The 17066-nt window shown below is 72.0% G+C and carries 15 protein-coding genes; 14 read left to right on the top strand and 1 reads right to left on the bottom strand.

The window, feature by feature from the left end:
- Positions 1-72: 72 nt before the first annotated feature.
- Positions 73-561, bottom strand: coding sequence for a transcriptional regulator BldD (bldD, locus tag NIE111_RS22170; RefSeq protein ID WP_007458348.1), 489 nt, complete (start codon positions 559-561; stop codon positions 73-75).
- 288 nt (positions 562-849) lie between these two features.
- Between bldD and pyrR the strand changes: the two genes are divergently transcribed.
- The 14 genes from pyrR to NIE111_RS22100 all read left to right on the top strand — a co-directional run.
- Positions 850-1434 (top strand): bifunctional pyr operon transcriptional regulator/uracil phosphoribosyltransferase PyrR, encoded by a 585-nt coding sequence (pyrR, locus tag NIE111_RS22165; protein WP_238686212.1) that lies wholly within the window; start codon positions 850-852, stop codon positions 1432-1434.
- Positions 1431-2357, top strand: coding sequence for an aspartate carbamoyltransferase catalytic subunit (locus NIE111_RS22160; RefSeq protein ID WP_238686211.1), 927 nt, complete (start codon positions 1431-1433; stop codon positions 2355-2357). Before pyrR ends, NIE111_RS22160 begins: the two co-directional genes overlap by 4 nt.
- The gene (locus NIE111_RS22155; RefSeq protein WP_238686210.1) at positions 2354-3631 is read left to right on the top strand and encodes a dihydroorotase; all 1278 of its coding nucleotides are present in this window, start codon (positions 2354-2356) and stop codon (positions 3629-3631) included. The genes NIE111_RS22160 and NIE111_RS22155 overlap by 4 nt, the downstream gene beginning before the upstream one ends.
- Entirely contained in the window at positions 3631-4794 is a 1164-nt protein-coding gene (gene carA / locus NIE111_RS22150; protein WP_238686209.1) for a glutamine-hydrolyzing carbamoyl-phosphate synthase small subunit, read from the top strand. The genes NIE111_RS22155 and carA overlap by 1 nt, the downstream gene beginning before the upstream one ends.
- Complete coding sequence (gene carB / locus NIE111_RS22145) at positions 4787-8134, top strand: carbamoyl-phosphate synthase large subunit (RefSeq protein ID WP_238686208.1); 3348 nt, start codon at positions 4787-4789, stop codon at positions 8132-8134. The genes carA and carB overlap by 8 nt, the downstream gene beginning before the upstream one ends.
- Positions 8131-9177 carry a quinone-dependent dihydroorotate dehydrogenase gene (locus tag NIE111_RS22140; RefSeq protein ID WP_238686207.1) on the top strand — a complete coding sequence of 349 codons (1047 nt, stop codon included), beginning with the start codon at positions 8131-8133 and terminating at the stop codon, positions 9175-9177. Before carB ends, NIE111_RS22140 begins: the two co-directional genes overlap by 4 nt.
- 235 nt (positions 9178-9412) lie before the next feature.
- Positions 9413-10687, top strand: coding sequence for an adenosylmethionine--8-amino-7-oxononanoate transaminase (locus NIE111_RS22135; protein ID WP_238686206.1), 1275 nt, complete (start codon positions 9413-9415; stop codon positions 10685-10687).
- A 73-nt stretch (positions 10688-10760) separates the two neighbouring features.
- The gene (pyrF, locus tag NIE111_RS22130; RefSeq protein WP_091401910.1) at positions 10761-11597 is read left to right on the top strand and encodes an orotidine-5'-phosphate decarboxylase; all 837 of its coding nucleotides are present in this window, start codon (positions 10761-10763) and stop codon (positions 11595-11597) included.
- A gap of 178 nt (positions 11598-11775) precedes the next feature.
- Positions 11776-12093: an integration host factor, actinobacterial type gene (mihF, locus tag NIE111_RS22125; RefSeq protein ID WP_030335662.1), complete on the top strand. Its 318-nt coding sequence runs from the start codon at positions 11776-11778 to the stop codon at positions 12091-12093.
- A gap of 25 nt (positions 12094-12118) precedes the next feature.
- Entirely contained in the window at positions 12119-12652 is a 534-nt protein-coding gene (locus NIE111_RS22120) for a nucleoside/nucleotide kinase family protein (RefSeq protein ID WP_238686205.1), read from the top strand.
- Positions 12653-12716: 64 nt separating this feature from the next.
- Complete coding sequence (rpoZ, locus tag NIE111_RS22115; protein ID WP_030335666.1) at positions 12717-12980, top strand: DNA-directed RNA polymerase subunit omega; 264 nt, start codon at positions 12717-12719, stop codon at positions 12978-12980.
- Between the two features lie 14 nt (positions 12981-12994).
- Complete coding sequence (gene coaBC / locus NIE111_RS22110) at positions 12995-14203, top strand: bifunctional phosphopantothenoylcysteine decarboxylase/phosphopantothenate--cysteine ligase CoaBC (RefSeq protein ID WP_238686204.1); 1209 nt, start codon at positions 12995-12997, stop codon at positions 14201-14203.
- A gap of 87 nt (positions 14204-14290) precedes the next feature.
- Positions 14291-15484, top strand: coding sequence for a methionine adenosyltransferase (metK, locus tag NIE111_RS22105; protein ID WP_091401916.1), 1194 nt, complete (start codon positions 14291-14293; stop codon positions 15482-15484).
- A gap of 59 nt (positions 15485-15543) precedes the next feature.
- Positions 15544-17066: primosomal protein N' (locus NIE111_RS22100; protein WP_238686203.1), on the top strand; the 1523-nt coding region annotated here is incomplete at its 3' end.

The following is a 17066-nucleotide window of genomic DNA, read 5'->3' as shown; positions in this document are numbered from 1 at the left end:
ACATCCGAAAAGGGCCCGTGCCAGTTGGCACGGGCCCTTTCGGTGGAGCGGCAGATCAGGTGGAGCGGCAGATCAGGAGGCGAAGAACGCCCGGGGGTCGGCCACCAGCACGCCGTGCTCGGTGAGCCGCTCGATCAGGCCCGACGGTGAGGCGTCGTACACGATCGCGAGCGCCCGCAGGTCGTCGGCGCGGATGGAGAGCACCCGGCCGTTGTAGTCGCCGCGCTGCTGCTGGATGGCGCGGGCGTAGCGGGCGACGTAGGCCAGGTCCTCGGAGGCCTCGTCGTAGAGCCGCTCCAGGTCCAGGACAATCTTGCTGGTGGGCTCGTGGCGGACGCCACTGCCGTCAGGCAGCAGCTCCGAGACGGGTACGCGGTAGAACTCGGCCAACTCGGCCAGACGGGACACCGTCACGGCCCGGTCGCCACGCTCGTACGAGCCGACCACCACGGCCTTCCACCGCCCGTTCGACTTCTCCTCCACACCCTGCAGGGAAAGACCCTGCTGCTGGCGGATGGAGCGCAGGCGGGCGCCCAGAGACTTGGCGTATTCAGAGGGCATTCGGACACTCCCAGTGCTGCTCGGGGTTCTCCCGTCGATCGCTACGGAGCGTGACGGTACGGGGAATGCGACACGTGGTCAAGTGGTCGTGCCCCTCCCGTTGCGGAGCGTCCGGGGAGTTTTCCCCTTTTCCGGTACCTGACCCGGTGGTCAGCGGCCGCCGTCCATCACCCCGGTGACCACTGGTAACGTGGCGGAAGCCCCGGCCCAGGTCTGCTGAGCGGTCCGGCCGGAGGTGCCCGACATCCTTTAACGACCCGTCCCGTGAGGCGGGGAAGGAGGTCCGCCGTGGCATACCCACCGGCTGCCCGCTCGTCACCACCGCCACAACCCTCGGTGAAGGTGATCCTCGCCAGCGCCGACGTGCAACGCGTGGTCGACCGCATCGCCCACCAGATCCTGGAGAAGACCCAGGGCGCCGCCAACACGGTGCTGCTCGGGATTCCCACCCGGGGCACCCCCCTCGCCCGGCGGCTCGCGGACCGGATCAGCACCTTCGAGGACGTCGCCGTTCCGGTCGGTGTGCTCGACATCACCCTGTACCGCGACGACCTCCGTCGGCACGCCACCCGCGCGGTGGGTCCGACCGAGCTTCCCGCCGACGGGATCGACGGCAAACGGGTCATCCTGGTCGACGACGTGCTCTTCTCCGGTCGCACCGTCCGGGCCGCGCTCGACGCGCTCAACGACGTGGGCCGCCCGGCCTCGGTGCAGCTCGCCGTGCTGGTCGACCGGGGCCACCGGGAGTTGCCGATCCGCGCCGACTACGTCGGGAAGAACATCCCGACCTCGCTCGCCGAGAGCGTCAAGGTGACGCTCGCCGAGATCGACGGGACGGACGAGGTCAAGCTCTACGGGGGAACTGCCTCATGATCAAACACTTGCTCTCCGGCGGGGACCTGGACGCCGACACCGCCACCGAGATCCTGGACACCGCCGCCGAGATGGCCACCGTCGCCGGCCGGGAGATCAAGAAGCTTCCCGCGCTGCGCGGACGGACGGTGGTGAACCTCTTCTACGAGGACTCCACGCGTACCCGGATCTCGTTCGAGGCGGCGGCGAAGCGACTCAGCGCCGACGTGATCAACTTTTCCGCGAAGGGGTCCAGCGTCACCAAGGGTGAGAGCCTGAAGGACACCGCGTTGACCCTGCAGGCCATGGGCGCGGACGCCGTCGTCATCCGACACCCCGCCTCCGGCGCGCCGCACCGCCTGGCCAACTGGGTGGACGGGTCGGTCGTCAACGCCGGCGACGGCACCCACGAGCACCCCACCCAGGCGCTGCTGGACGCGTACACCATGCGGGCCCGGCTGGGCCGGCTCGCCGGCCTGTCGGTCGCCGTGGTCGGGGACGTGCTGCACTCCCGGGTGGCCCGCTCCAACGTGCTGCTGCTGTCCACCCTTGGCGCCAAGGTCACCCTGGTCGGCCCGCCGACCCTCATCCCGGTCGACATCGCGGGCGCCCTCGCGCCCGGCACCGACGTCTCCTACGACCTCGACGCCGTCCTGCCGAACGTGGACGTGGTGATGATGCTGCGGGTGCAGCGGGAGCGGATGAACGACTCCTACTTCCCCTCCGCGCGCGAGTACGCCCGCCGCTACGGCCTGGACGGGCCGCGGATGCGCCGGCTGCCCGAGCACGCGATCGTCATGCACCCCGGCCCGATGAACCGGGGGATGGAGATCACCCCCGAGGTCGCCGACTCACCCCGCTCCACCATCGTCGAACAGGTCACCAACGGGGTTTCCGTGCGGATGGCTGTCCTTTACCTGCTGCTCGGAGGGAACAACCGGTGACCGCGTACCTGATCACCAGCGTGAGTGTCGTCGGCGCCGCGCCGACCGACCTGCTGATCCGCGACGGCGTGATCGCCGAGGTCGGTCCCGGCCTGACCGCGCCGGACGCCACAGTCGTCGACGGCACCGGCCTGGTCGCCCTGCCCGGCCTCGTCGACCTGCACACCCACCTGCGCGAGCCCGGCCGGGAGGACGCCGAGACCGTCGAGTCCGGTTCCCGGGCGGCGGCGCTGGGCGGCTACACGGCGGTCTGCGCGATGGCCAACACCTCCCCGGTGGCGGACACCGCCGGCGTTGTCGAGCAGGTCTGGCGGCTCGGCCGCGAGGCCGGCCTGGTCGACGTGCAGCCGATCGGCGCGGTCACCGTCGGGCTGGCCGGCGAGCGGCTGGCCGAACTGGGCGCGATGGCCGACTCGGCGGCCCGGGTGCGGATCTTCTCCGACGACGGGCACTGCGTCGCCGACCCGAAGTTGATGCGCCGAGCCCTGGAGTACGTCAAGGCGTTCGACGGGATCATCGCCCAGCACGCCGAGGAGCCCCGGCTCACCGAGGGCGCCCAGATGCACGAGGGCGAGGTCTCCACCCGGCTCGGCCTGATCGGCTGGCCGGCGGTCGCCGAGGAGGCGATCATCGCCCGCGACGTGCTGCTCGCCGAGCACGTGGGCAGCCGACTGCACGTCTGCCACGTCTCCACCGCCGGCAGCGTCGAGGTGCTGCGCCAGGCAAAGGCACGTGGGGTACGCGTGACCGCCGAGGTGACCCCGCACCACCTGCTGCTCACCGACGAACGGGCGGAAACCTACGACCCGGTCTACAAGGTGAACCCGCCGCTGCGTACCGCCGCGGACATCGCCGCGCTGCGTGCCGCCCTCGCCGACGGGGTGATCGACGTGATCGCCACCGACCACGCCCCGCACGCGGTGGAGGACAAGGAGTGCGAGTGGGCGTACGCCCGACCGGGGATGCTCGGTCTGGAGACGGCCCTCTCCATCGCGCTGGACGTGCTCGGCCCCGAGTGGGACCTGATCGCCGAGCGGATGTCGCGCACCCCCGCACGGATCGCCGGCCTCACCGGGCACGGCGTCGACCCCGCGCCGGGTGTCCCGGCCAACCTGACCCTGATCGACCCGGCCGTCCGCCGCACCATCGAGCCGACGGAGCTGGCCAGTCGCAGTCGCAACACCCCGTACGCCCGCATGACGCTGCCAGGTCGCATCGTGGCGACCTTCCTGCGCGGCGAGCCGACGGTCCTGGACGGAAAGGCTGTCAAGTAATGGTCAAGCGCAGACCCGCAATCCTGGTGCTGGAGGACGGGCGCACGTTCCCCGGCGAGGCGTACGGCAGCGTCGGAGAGACCTTCGGCGAGGCGGTCTTCAACACCGGCATGACCGGTTACCAGGAGACCCTCACCGACCCGTCGTACCACCGTCAGGTGGTGGTGCAGACCGCGCCGCACATCGGCAACACCGGCGTCAACGGCGAGGACGACGAGTCCGGTCGGATCTGGGTGGCCGGCTACGTCGTGCGCGACCCGGCCCGGATCGGCTCGAACTGGCGGGCCACCGGTGGTCTCGAGGACCGCCTCGCCACCGAGGGTGTGGTGGGAATCAGCGGGGTGGACACCCGGGCGCTGACCCGGCACCTGCGCGAGCGGGGCGCCATGCGGGTGGGTATCTCCAGCATCGACAACGACCCGCAGAGCCTGCTGGCCCGGGTCCGCCAGGCGCCGCAGATGGTCGGCGCGGACCTGTCCTCCGAGGTGAGCACCGCCGAACCGTACGTCGTCGAGGCCCTGGGCGAGCACCGGTTCACAGTGGCCGCGCTGGACCTGGGCATCAAGCGCAACGTGCCGCGTCGGCTGGCCACCCGCGGGGTGACCACCCACGTGCTGCCGGCGTCGTCGAGCATCGACCAGATGCTCGCCACCGGCGCCGACGCGATCTTCCTGTCGCCCGGCCCGGGCGATCCGGCTACCGCCGACGCCCCGGTGGAGCTGGCCCGCGAGGCGCTGCGGCGGCAGGTGCCCCTGTTCGGCATCTGCTTCGGCAGCCAGATCCTCGGTCGGGCGCTCGGCTTCGGCACCTACAAGCTGGGCTACGGCCACCGGGGGATCAACCAGCCGGTGCTCGACCGGGTCACCGGCAAGGTCGAGGTGACCAGCCACAACCATGGCTTCGCCGTGCAGGTCCCCGGCTCGGGCAACGGCGCTGTCGTCCCCGACCAGGTGATCGACACCGACTTCGGGGGCGTACGGGTGTCGCACGTCTGCCTCAATGACAACGTGGTCGAGGGGCTGCGGGCGGTGGACCTGCCCGCGTTCACCGTCCAGTACCACCCGGAGGCGGCGGCCGGTCCGCACGACGCGGACTACCTCTTCGACCGATTCGCCGACTTGATCGAAGGCCGGACCCACAGCAAGGGGCGCAGCAATGCCTAAGCGGACCGATCTCAAGCACATCCTCGTGATCGGCTCCGGGCCGATCGTCATCGGGCAGGCCTGCGAGTTCGACTACTCCGGCACCCAGGCGTGCCGGGTGCTGCGCAGCGAGGGGATCCGGGTCAGCCTGGTCAACTCCAACCCGGCGACGATCATGACGGACCCGGAGTTCGCCGACGCGACCTACGTCGAGCCGATCACCCCGGAGTTCGTGGAGCTGGTCATCGCCAAGGAGCGCCCGGACGCGATCCTGGCGACCCTCGGCGGGCAGACCGCGCTGAACACTGCCGTCGCCCTGCACGAGGCCGGCGTGCTGGAGAAGTACGGCGTGGAGCTGATCGGCGCGAACATCGACGCCATCAACCGCGGCGAGGACCGGCAGCTGTTCAAGGAGATCGTGGCGAAGGCCGGCGTACGCCTCGGTGTCGACGACCCGACCGGGCTGGTGCCCCGCTCGCGGGTCTGCCACTCGATGGACGAGGTCGAGGCGACAGTCGCCGAGCTGGGCCTGCCGGTGGTGATCCGGCCGTCGTTCACGATGGGTGGCCTGGGTTCCGGCATGGCGCACACCCCCGAGGACCTGGCCCGTATCGCCGGCGACGGCCTGTCGGCCAGCCCGGTGCACGAGGTGCTCATCGAGGAGAGCGTGCTCGGCTGGAAGGAGTACGAGCTCGAGCTGATGCGCGACCGGCACGACAACGTGGTGGTGGTCTGCTCGATCGAGAACATCGACCCGATGGGTGTGCACACCGGCGACAGCGTCACTGTGGCCCCGGCCATGACGCTCACCGACCGGGAGTACCAGCGCCTGCGTGACCTGGGCATCGCCGTGCTGCGCGAGGTCGGGGTGGACACCGGCGGCTGCAACATCCAGTTCGCGGTCAACCCGGTCGACGGCCGGATCGTCGTGATCGAGATGAACCCCCGGGTGTCGCGGTCCTCGGCGCTGGCCTCCAAGGCGACCGGCTTCCCGATCGCGAAGATCGCCGCGAAGCTGGCCATCGGCTACACCCTCGACGAGATCCCCAACGACATCACGCTGAAGACCCCGGCGGCGTTCGAGCCGACCCTCGACTACGTGGTGGTGAAGATCCCCCGGTTCGCGTTCGAGAAGTTCCCCGGCGCGGACCCGGAGCTGACCACCACTATGAAGTCGGTGGGTGAGGCGATGAGCCTCGGGCGCAACTTCACCGAGGCGCTGAACAAGGCGATGCGCTCGATGGAAACGAAGTCGGCCGGTTTCTGGAGTGTGCCGGACCCGGCGGGCGTCACCCTGGCCGACACTCTCGCGGCGCTGCGGATCCCGCACGACGGTCGGCTGTACACGGTGGAGCGGGCGCTGCGGCTCGGGGCGTCGATCGCCGAGGTGGCCGAGGCGTCCGGCGGGATCGACCCGTGGTTCCTGGACCAGATCGCCGCGCTGATCGAGCTACGCGCCGAGATCGTCGACGCGCCGGTGCTCGACGCCGACCTGCTGCGTCGTGCCAAGCGGGCCGGTCTGTCCGACCGACAGCTCGCCGCGCTGCGTCCGGAGTTGGCCGCCGAGGACGGCGTACGGACCCTGCGCCACCGCCTGGACGTGCGCCCGGTCTACAAGACAGTGGACACCTGCGCGGCCGAGTTCGAGGCGACCACGCCGTACCACTACTCGACGTACGACCTGGAGACCGAGGTCGTGCCGTCGGACCGGCCGAAGGTGCTGATCCTGGGCTCCGGCCCGAACCGGATCGGGCAGGGCATCGAGTTCGACTACTCCTGCGTGCACGCCGTGCAGGCGTTGCGGTCGGCCGGTTACGAGACCGTGATGGTCAACTGCAACCCGGAGACGGTCTCCACCGACTACGACACCGCCGACCGGCTCTACTTCGAGCCGTTGACCTTCGAGGACGTCCTGGAGGTCTGGCACGCCGAGGACTCGTCCGGTCGGGCGGCCGGCGGTCCGGGTGTGGTCGGGGTGGTCGTCCAGCTCGGCGGGCAGACCCCGCTGGGTCTGGCGCAGCGGCTGAAGAACGCCGGTGTGCCGATCGTCGGCACCTCCCCGGAGTCGATCCACCTGGCCGAGGAGCGCGGCGCGTTCGGCGCGGTGCTGGCCCGTGCTGGACTGCGCGCGCCGGCGCACGGCATGGCCACCTCGTACGACGAGGCCAAGACGATCGCCGACGAGATCGGCTACCCGGTGCTGGTCCGGCCGTCGTACGTGCTGGGCGGGCGGGGCATGGAGATCGTCTACGACGACCCGACGCTGCGCGACTACATCGGCCGGGCCACCGACATCTCCGGCGACCACCCGGTGCTGGTGGACCGGTTCCTCGACGACGCCATCGAGATCGACGTGGACGCGCTGTGCGACGCCGACGGCGAGGTCTACATCGGCGGCGTGATGGAGCACATCGAGGAGGCGGGCATCCACTCCGGCGACTCGTCCTGCGCGCTCCCGCCGATCACCCTGGCGGGCTCGCACCTGGTCGAGGTCCGCCGCTACACCGAGGCCATCGCGCGTGGCGTCGGGGTCCGTGGCCTGCTCAACGTGCAGTACGCCCTCAAGGACGACGTGCTCTACGTGCTGGAGGCCAACCCGCGCGCGTCGCGGACCGTTCCGTTCGTCTCCAAGGCCACGGCGGTGCCGCTGGCCAAGGCGGCGGCCCGGATCGCGCTTGGAGCGAGCATCGCCGAGCTGCGCGCCGAGGGCCTGCTGCCGGCGACGGGGGACGGGGGCACGATGCCCGCCGACGCGCCGGTCGCGGTCAAGGAGGCGGTGCTGCCGTTCAAGCGTTTCCGGACCCGCGCGGGCAAGGGGATCGACTCGCTGCTCGGGCCGGAGATGAAGTCGACCGGCGAGGTGATGGGCATCGACACCAACTTCGGGCACGCCTTCGCCAAGAGCCAGTCGGCCGCGTACGGGTCGCTGCCGACCGCCGGGAAGATCTTCGTCTCGGTGGCCAACCGGGACAAGCGCGGCATGATCTTCCCGATCAAGCGGCTGGCCGATCTGGGCTTCGAGATCGTCGCCACCGCCGGCACGGCCGAGGTGCTGCGCCGCCACGGCATCGCCTGTGAACAGATCCGTAAGCACTACCAGGCCGGTGCGGGCGACGACGCGGTGTCGCTGATCGGCGGCGGCCACGTGGCGCTGGTGATCAACACGCCGCAGGGCTCGGGTGCCAGCGCCCGCTCCGACGGCTACGAGATCCGCAGCGCCGCGGTCACCGCGGACATCCCCTGCATCACCACGGTCCCCGGCGCCGCCGCGGCGGTGATGGGCATCGAGGCGCGGATCCGCGGCGACATGCAGGTACGCCCTCTGCAGGACCTGCACGCCATCCTGCGGGCGGCCCAGTGACAGTGTTCGAGCAGGCGGTACGGCCGTTGTTGTTCCGGCTCGGGGGCGGGGACGCCGAGGCGGCGCACGAGTGGACGCTGCGGCGGTTGGCGGCCCTGTCGCGGCGGCCGGCCGCGCTCGCCGCGCTGCGGGCCCGCTACGCGGTCGACGCGCCGCGCACCGTGTTCGGGGTGCGGTTTCCCAACCCGGTCGGGTTGGCCGCCGGTATGGACAAGGACGGCGCGGCGCTGCCGGCCTGGCCGGCGCTCGGCTTCGGTTTCGTGGAGGTCGGCACCGTCACCGCGCACGCCCAGCCGGGCAACCCCCGGCCGCGGCTGTTCCGGCTGCCGGCCAGCGAGGCGGTGGTCAACCGGATGGGCTTCAACAACGCCGGGGCCGCCGCGCTGGCCGCCCGGTTGGCGGCGCTGCCGCGCCCGCTCGGGGTGCCGCTGGGCATCTCGCTGGGCAAGTCCAAGGTGACCCCGCTGGACGAGGCGGTCGAGGACTACCTCGCCTCGTACCGGGCGTTGCGCGGGCACGGCGACTACTTCGCGGTGAACGTGTCCTCACCGAACACCCCGGGTCTGCGGTCGTTGCAGGACCGTGCCCACCTGGACGCGCTGCTCGGCGCGCTGGTGGGGGAGAAGCCGGTGCTGGTCAAGATCGCACCGGACCTGACCGAGGCGGCGATCGCCGAGCTGCTGGAGGTCTGCCTGGCCCGGGGCGCCGCCGGGGTGATCGCCACCAACACCACCCTGTCCCGGGACGGCCTCGCGGGCGTCGACGTCGAGCGCGGCGGGCAGGCAGGTGGCCTCTCCGGTCGGCCGCTCACCGGGCGGGCCCGCGACGTGGTCGCCTTCGTCCACTCCGAGACCGGCGGGCGGCTGCCGATCGTCGGCGTCGGCGGGGTACTGGATCCGGACGACGCGGCGCGGATGTTCGATGCCGGCGCCGCCCTGGTGCAGCTCTACACCGGCTTCATCTACCGGGGACCGGCCCTGGTCCGCGCCGCCGCCCGCGCGGCGGCCGCAACGGCGGCACCGGACCCCGTCGCCGGCCGGTGACCGCCCTCGGCCCGGTGCCGGCCCGGCGCGACCTGGTGCCGAGCCCGCTCCGCGTCGAGGAGCACACGCCCGTTGTTGCCCCTTTGCTCTGCACCCGCGGGTGCACCACCCGGTGCGCGACACCCGGCCACCGGGTGTCGCGTCCGCGGGTGCAGAGCAAAGGCAGCGGAGGAGAGGTTCGACCCGGCCGCAGGACGTCCGCCGTCCGGACCGCTTGAGGCGCAGAGGAGTACGCGTGACACCCGAGGAGATCCTGGCCGCTGACCGGGCGCACGTCTGGCACCCGTACGCCGCGCTGCCGCCGGCCAACTCGCCGTACGTGGTGCGGGGCGCCGAGGGGGTACGGCTCACCCTGGCCGACGGGCGGGAGTTGGTGGACGGGATGTCGTCCTGGTGGGCGGCGATCCACGGGTACCGGCACCCGGTGCTGGACGCGGCGGTGACCGACCAGCTCGGCCGGATGAGCCACGTGATGTTCGGCGGGCTCACCCACGAGCCGGCGGTGCGGCTGGCCCGGACCCTTGTCGAGCTGACCCCGGATGGCCTGGAGCACGTGTTCCTGGCCGACTCCGGCTCGGTCAGCGTCGAGGTGGCGGTGAAGATGTGCCTGCAGTACCAGCGGGCCGTCGGGCGCCCCCAGCGGCGCCGGTTGGCGACCTGGCGGGGTGGCTACCACGGCGACACGTTCCACCCGATGAGCGTCTGCGACCCGGAGGGCGGGATGCACCACCTGTGGGGCGACGTGCTGCCCCGGCAGGTGTTCGCCCCGGTGCCGCCGGGCGGCTTCACCGATCCGCCCGACGACGCGTACGTGGCGGCGTTGGTGGAGACCGTCGAGCGGCACGCCGACGAGTTGGCCGCCGTGATCGTCGAGCCCGTCGTCCAGGGCGCCGGCGGGATGCGCTTCCACCACCCGGGTTACCTGCGGGTGCTGCGCGAGGTGACCCGCGCGCACGGAATTCTGCTGATCTTCGACGAGATCGCCACCGGGTTCGGCCGTACCGGCGAGATGTTCGCCGCCGAGCACGCCGGGGTGACGCCGGACGTGCTCTGTGTGGGCAAGGCGTTGACCGGCGGGTACCTGACCCTCGCGGCGACAGTGTGCACCGCGGAGGTCGCCCGGGGCATCTCGGCGACCGGCGTGCTGGCGCACGGGCCCACGTTCATGGGCAACCCGTTGGCCTGCGCGGTGGCGAACGCCTCCATCGGGCTGCTGCGGTCCGGAGACTGGGCCGGCCAGGTCGCCAGGGTCGGCGCGGGCCTGCGCGCCGGTCTGGAGCCCCTGCGCGGCACGCCGGGCGTGGCCGACGTACGGGTCCTCGGCGCGATCGGTGTGGTCCAGCTCGATCACGAGGTCGACCTCGGCGCCGCGACCGCTGCCGCTGTCGCCCAGGGGGTGTGGCTGCGTCCGTTCCGCGACCTGATCTACACGATGCCGCCGTACGTCACCGACGACGTCGACCTGGCCCGGATCGCGGCCGGGGTGGCGGCGGCGGTGTCGGCGGGCTGAGTCGGCCCGGCCACCGGGTCGACGGGTTACCCGGGCGGGTCGGCCGCCCGGACGAGAAGAGGGGAACACTCCGATGGAGAGCTTCGGTACCCGGCTGCACCGGGCGATTACCGAGCGGGGCCCACTCTGCGTGGGCATCGACCCGCATCCCGGTCTGCTGGCTCAGTGGGGCCTCCCGGACGACGTTCAGGGGCTCGACCGGTTCAGCCGGACCGTGGTGGAGGCCCTCGGTGACCGGGTTGCGGTAGTCAAGCCTCAGTCGGCCTTTTTCGAGCGGTTCGGGTCCCGAGGTGTGGCGATTCTTGAGTCAACTATCCGACAGTTACGAGATGCTGGCTCGCTCGTTCTGCTCGACGTCAAGCGCGGCGACATCGGCTCGACGGTGAGCGCGTACGCCGCCGCGTACCTTGATCCATCCAGCCCTGTGTATGTCGACGCGGTGACCGCGAGCCCTTACCTCGGGGTCGGTTCGCTGGCGCCGATGTTCGAGCTGGCCGCCGAGCACGGCGGCGGGGTGTTCGTGCTGGCCCTCACCTCCAACCCCGAGGGTGCGGCCGTCCAGCGGGCCGTCACGGCCGACGGCCGCACCGTGGCGCAAACCGTGATCGACGAGATTTCCCAGCTCAACAGGGGTGCGTCACCGCTCGGGAGCTTCGGTCTGGTGGTCGGCGCGACCATCGGTGACACCGGTCACGACCTCTCCGGTGTGGGCGGCCCACTGCTCGCTCCGGGGCTCGGCGCGCAGGGTGCCGGCGCCGCCGATCTGCGTACCGTCTTCGGTTCCAGCCTCGCCTCGGTGCTCCCGTCGTACTCCCGGGAAGTGCTCTCGGCAGGCCCTGATGTGGCCGCGCTGCGGGCCGCCGCGGACCGCGTGTTGGTCGACTGCCGGGCCGTCCTGCCTGCCCGGTGACTGACTGACGGGTCGGTCACTCTACGGTGATCATGCGGCCCCCACGTTGCCGAAAGCTCCGTTGGCCGCTAGTTTTCCCCGCGCTGGGAACCATGGACCCCTTGGTTCACAGCGACACCACGTTTCACAGATGCGGCGGTGCGCCCCGCCCGCCGCGATAGGGACCTGAGGAGAACTGGTGCCGCTCCCGTCACTGACCCCCGAACAACGCGCTGCCGCGCTCGAGAAGGCCGCGGAGATCCGCAAGGCCCGTGCTCAGCTGAAGGAGCAGCTCAAGCAGGGCAAGACCACCCTCGGTGCCGTCCTCGAGCGGGCCGAGAGCGACGACGTCGTTGGCAAGCTCAAGGTGTCGGCCGTCCTGCAGGCCATGCCGGGCATCGGCAAGATCCGGGCTACCCAGATCATGGAGAAGCTCAAGATCGCCGACAGCCGTCGCCTGCGTGGCCTCGGCGAGCAGCAGCGCAAGGCACTGCTTGGAGAGTTCGCCGCCAACTAAACCTGGCAGCGTGTAGAAACAAGCAGTGAGCACGGATGACGAGGCGCGCCCGGCGACTCGGCTCACTGTCCTGGCTGGACCTTCGGGTTCCGGCAGGGAGAGTGTCGTCGAGCTCGTCCGGGCGCGTTCTCCGTCCGTGTGGATCCCGGTCGCGGCGACCACCAGGCCGCGCCGGGAGTCGGAGATCGACGGGGTGGACCGCGTCTTCCTCGCCCCCGCCGAGTTCGATCGACGGATCGTCGACGGCGAGCTGCTGGAGTGGTCCCGGATCGGATCGCACCGCCGGGGCACCCCGTACCCGCCGCTGCGCGCCCGGCTCGACGCCGGGCAGCCGGTGCTGCTCCCGCTCGATCTGCGCGGCGTCCCACTGGTCCGGGCGCGCCTGCCCGATGCCCGGCTGGTGTTGCTGAGCCCACCCGGGTACGCGCCCGACGCCACGGTGGCAGCCACCGTCGAGCACGCGCTGGCCCACGACCACACCGAACGGGTGGTCGAGGAGCTGGTAGGCTTACTCGGTTCTTCTTATCCGGATCCGACCTGGTCGCGCCTGCGTGGCTGACGGTCGGCCGCCGTTGAGACTCAGCACCGCGTCCGCGCGGCTCGAAAGACGCAGAGGTTAATTCGTGGGATCCATCGCCAACCCCGAAGGCATCACCAACCCGCCGATCGACGAGCTCCTCGAGAAGACGACGTCGAAGTACGCGCTGGTCATCTTCGCCGCCAAGCGCGCGCGCCAGGTCAACGCCTACTACAGCCAGCTCGGTGAGGGTCTGCTGGAGTACGTCGGCCCGCTCGTCGAGACCACCCCGCAGGAGAAGCCCCTCTCCATCGCCATGCGCGAGATCAACTCGGGCCTGCTCACCGCCGAGCCGACCGACCAGCCGTAAGCCCCCGCTGGCCGATGTCCGCCTCGATCGTCCTCGGGGTCGGTGGCGGCATCGCCGCCTACAAGGCGTGCGAGCTGCTGCGACTCTTCACCGAATCGGGTCACCGGGTTCGGGTCGTGCCAACCGCGTCGGCGCTCCGCTTCGTTGGAGCGCCGACCTGGGCCGCGCTCTCCGGTCAACCGGTCGCCGACGACGTCTGGACCGACGTCCACGAGGTGCCGCACGTCCGCCTCGGTAAGCAGGCCGACCTGGTGGTGGTCGCGCCGACCACCACCGACCTGCTCGCCAAGGCCGCCCACGGCCTCGCCGACGACCTGCTGACCAACACACTGCTGACCGCCCGCTGCCCGGTCCTGCTGGCCCCGGCCATGCACACCGAGATGTGGGAGCACCCGGCCACCGTGGCCAACGTCGCCACGTTGCGCTCCCGGGGGGTCCGGGTCATCGAGCCCGCCGTCGGCCGGCTCACCGGCGCCGACACCGGCAAGGGTCGGCTGCCCGACCCGGCGGAGATCTTCGCCGTCGCCGGTCGGCTCCTGGCCCGCGGCGACTCCGCCCCCGCCGACCTGGCCGGTCGCCGGGTGGTCGTCACGGCCGGCGGCACCCGCGAGCCCCTCGACCCGGTGCGTTTCCTGGGCAACCGCTCGTCGGGCAAGCAGGGGTACGCGTTCGCCCGCGCGGCGGTCGCGCGGGGTGCCCGGGTCACGGTGATCTCGGCAAACGTCGGCCTCGCCGACCCGGCCGGGGTCGACCTGATCCGGGTGGGCACCACCGCCGAGTTGCGGGAGGCGACAGTCAAGGCCGCCGTCGAGGCCGACGCGGTGGTGATGGCGGCGGCTCCGGCCGATTTCCGGCCCGCGACGTACGCGACTGGCAAAATCAAGAAGTCGGACGACGGTGTCGCACCCACCATCGAGCTCGTCACGAACCCGGACATCGCGGCGGAGCTCGGCCAGCGCAAGAGACCAGGGCAGGTGCTGGTGGTGTTCGCCGCCGAGACCGGCGATGCCGAGGCCAACGGCCGGGCGAAACTCGCCCGGAAGCGGGCCGACCTGATCGTGGTCAACGAGGTCGGTCCAAACCTGGTCTTCGGTGCCGACACCAACACGGTGACGGTCATCGGCGCGGACGGCTCGGTCAGTCGGCTGCCCGAGCAGGCCAAGGAAGCCGTGGCCGACGCCGTGTGGGATCTCGTCGTGGCGCGGCTGCCTGGCCGCTCCTGACGGGTGGAACAGGGCGCGACCGATCCCGACACCGGCCGCAGTGGTGATTAGACTGCCGCGGAACGACCTCATACGCTTAGGAGTGCCGTGACACGCCGTCTCTTCACGTCCGAATCGGTCACGGAAGGCCACCCGGACAAGATCGCTGACCAGATCAGCGATGGCATCCTCGACGCGCTGCTGACCGAGGATCCCCACAGCCGTGTGGCAGTGGAGACCATGATCACCACCGGTCAGGTGCACATCGCCGGCGAGGTGACCACCAAGGCGTACGCCGACATCCCGACGATCGTCCGCCGGACCATCCTCGACATCGGTTACGACTCGTCGAAGAAGGGCTTCGACGGCGCCTCCTGCGGGGTCAGCGTCTCCATCGGCGCGCAGTCCGAGGACATCGCGCAGGGTGTGGACAACGCCTTCGAGCTGCGCACCGGGGCGTCGGAGAGCGCGCTGGACGCGCAGGGCGCCGGCGACCAGGGCATGATGTTCGGCTTCGCCTGCTCGGAGACGCCCGAGCTGATGCCGCTGCCGATCGCGCTCGCGCACCGGTTGGCCCGTCGCCTCTCGGCGGTGCGCAAGGACGGCACGATCCCGTACCTGCGGCCGGACGGCAAGACCCAGGTCACCATCGAGTACGAGGGGCTGCGCCCGGTCCGGCTGAACACCGTTGTGGTGTCCAGCCAGCACGCCGCCGACATCTCGTTGGACTCGCTGCTCACTCCGGACGTGCGCGACCACGTGATCGCCCCGGAGCTGGAGAGCCTTGGCCTGGACACCGACGGCTACCGGCTGCTGGTCAACCCGACCGGCCGGTTCGAGATCGGCGGCCCGATGGGCGACGCCGGGCTGACCGGCCGCAAGATCATTGTCGACACCTACGGCGGGTACGCCCGCCACGGTGGCGGCGCGTTCTCCGGCAAGGACCCGTCGAAGGTGGACCGCTCGGCCGCGTACGCGATGCGCTGGGTTGCCAAGAACGTGGTCGCCGCCGGCCTGGCCGAGCGGTGCGAGGCGCAGGTCGCCTACGCCATCGGCAAGGCGCACCCGGTGAGCCTGTTCATCGAGACGTTCGGCACCGAGACCGTGCCCGTCTCCTCGATCGAGAAGGCCGTCACCGAGGTGTTCGACCTGCGTCCGGCCGCGATCATCCGGGACCTCAATCTGCTCCGCCCGATCTACCAGCAGACCGCCGCGTACGGCCACTTCGGCCGGGAGCTGCCGGACCTGACCTGGGAGAGCACCGACCGGGCCGCCGACCTCAAGTCGGCCGCGGGAGCCTGACCGCCACCAAGCGCAGCGACCGGCGACCCGCGGACGGGTCGCCGGTCGCGCGCGTCTGCGTGGACGTTCCACTGGCCCACCTGGACCGGCCGTTCGACTACCTGGTGCCGGCCGAGCTGGACGAGGTGGCGGTGCCCGGTACCCGGGTGAAGGTGCGCTTCGCCGGGCAACTCGTCGACGGGTGGTTGCTGTCGCGCGCCGACGACTCCGGGCACACCGGCCGCCTCGCGTACCTGGAGAAGGTGGTCTCCCCGGAGCCGGTGCTGGCCCCCGAGGTCGCCCGGCTCGCCCGGGCGGTCGCCGACCGGTACGCGGGCAGCCTCGCCGACGTGCTCCGGCTCGCCGTGCCACCGCGGCACGCGCGGGTGGAGAAGGAGCCCCACGACGAGCCGCCCGCCCCGGCGGCCCCCACCGGGGCGGTCGATCCGCGCGGGTGGCGCGACTACCCGACCGGTCCGGCGCTGCTGCGGGCGCTCGCCGACGGCCGGGCGCCCCGCGCGGTCTGGTCGGCGCTGCCCGGTGAGGACTGGGCGGCCCGTTACGCCGACGCGGTGGCGGCCACCGTCGCCAGTGGTCGCGGCGCGGTGGTCGTGGTGCCCGACGCGCGTGACCTCGACCGCCTCGACGCGGCGCTCACCGGCGTGCTCGGCCCGGGGCGGCACGTCAGCCTCTCCGCCGCGCTCGGCCCGGCCCGGCGGTACCGGGCGTTCCTCGCCGCTCGCCGTGACCAGGTGCCGGTGGTGATCGGCACCCGGGCGGCCATGTTCGCCCCGGTGGCCCGGCTCGGCCTCGTCGCCGTCTGGGACGACGGTGACGACCTGCACTCCGAGCCCCGGGCGCCCTACCCGCACGCCCGCGACGTGCTGCTCACCCGCGCCCACCTCGCCGAGGCCGGCGCGCTGGTCGGCGGGTACGCCCGCACGGCCGAGGCGCAGCTGCTGGTGGAGACGGGCTGGGCCCCGGAGGTGGTCGCCGACCGGGCCACGGTGCGGGCGCGGATCCCGGCCATCGCGCCGACCGGGGACGACCCGCAACTGGCCCGCGACCCCGGGGCCGCCACCGCCCGGCTGCCCAGCCTGGCCTGGACGGCTGCCCGCGACGCGCTCCGCCAGGACCTGCCGGTGCTGGTGCAGGTGCCCCGTCGCGGTTACCTCCCGTCGATCTCCTGCGCCGAGTGCCGCACGCCGGCCCGCTGCGCGCACTGCGCCGGCCCGCTCGCGCTGCCCTCGGCCGGGGGCACCCCGGCCTGCCGGTGGTGCGCCCGGGTGGCTGCCGCGTACGCCTGCCCGGAGTGCGGTGGGCGGCGGCTGCGGGCCGCGGTGACCGGCGCCCGGCGGACCGCCGAGGAGCTGGGCCGGGCGTTCCCCGACGTGCCGGTGCGCACCTCGGGGCGCGAGGAGGTGCTGACCGACGTGCCCGGCGGCGCGGCCCTGGTGGTGGCCACCCCGGGCGCCGAGCCGGTCGCCGAGGGCGGTTACGGCGCGGTGCTGCTGCTCGACTCGTGGGCCCTGCTGACCCGGGCCGACCTGCGCGCCGGCGAGGAGGCGCTGCGCCGCTGGCTGGCGGCGGCGGCGCTGGCCCG

This window comes from Micromonospora hortensis (genome assembly GCF_022230935.1).
In the GTDB taxonomy this organism is placed as follows: domain Bacteria; phylum Actinomycetota; class Actinomycetes; order Mycobacteriales; family Micromonosporaceae; genus Micromonospora; species Micromonospora hortensis.
Note: the sequence above shows the minus strand (reverse complement) of the source record. Positions and strands in the feature narration are given on the sequence as shown.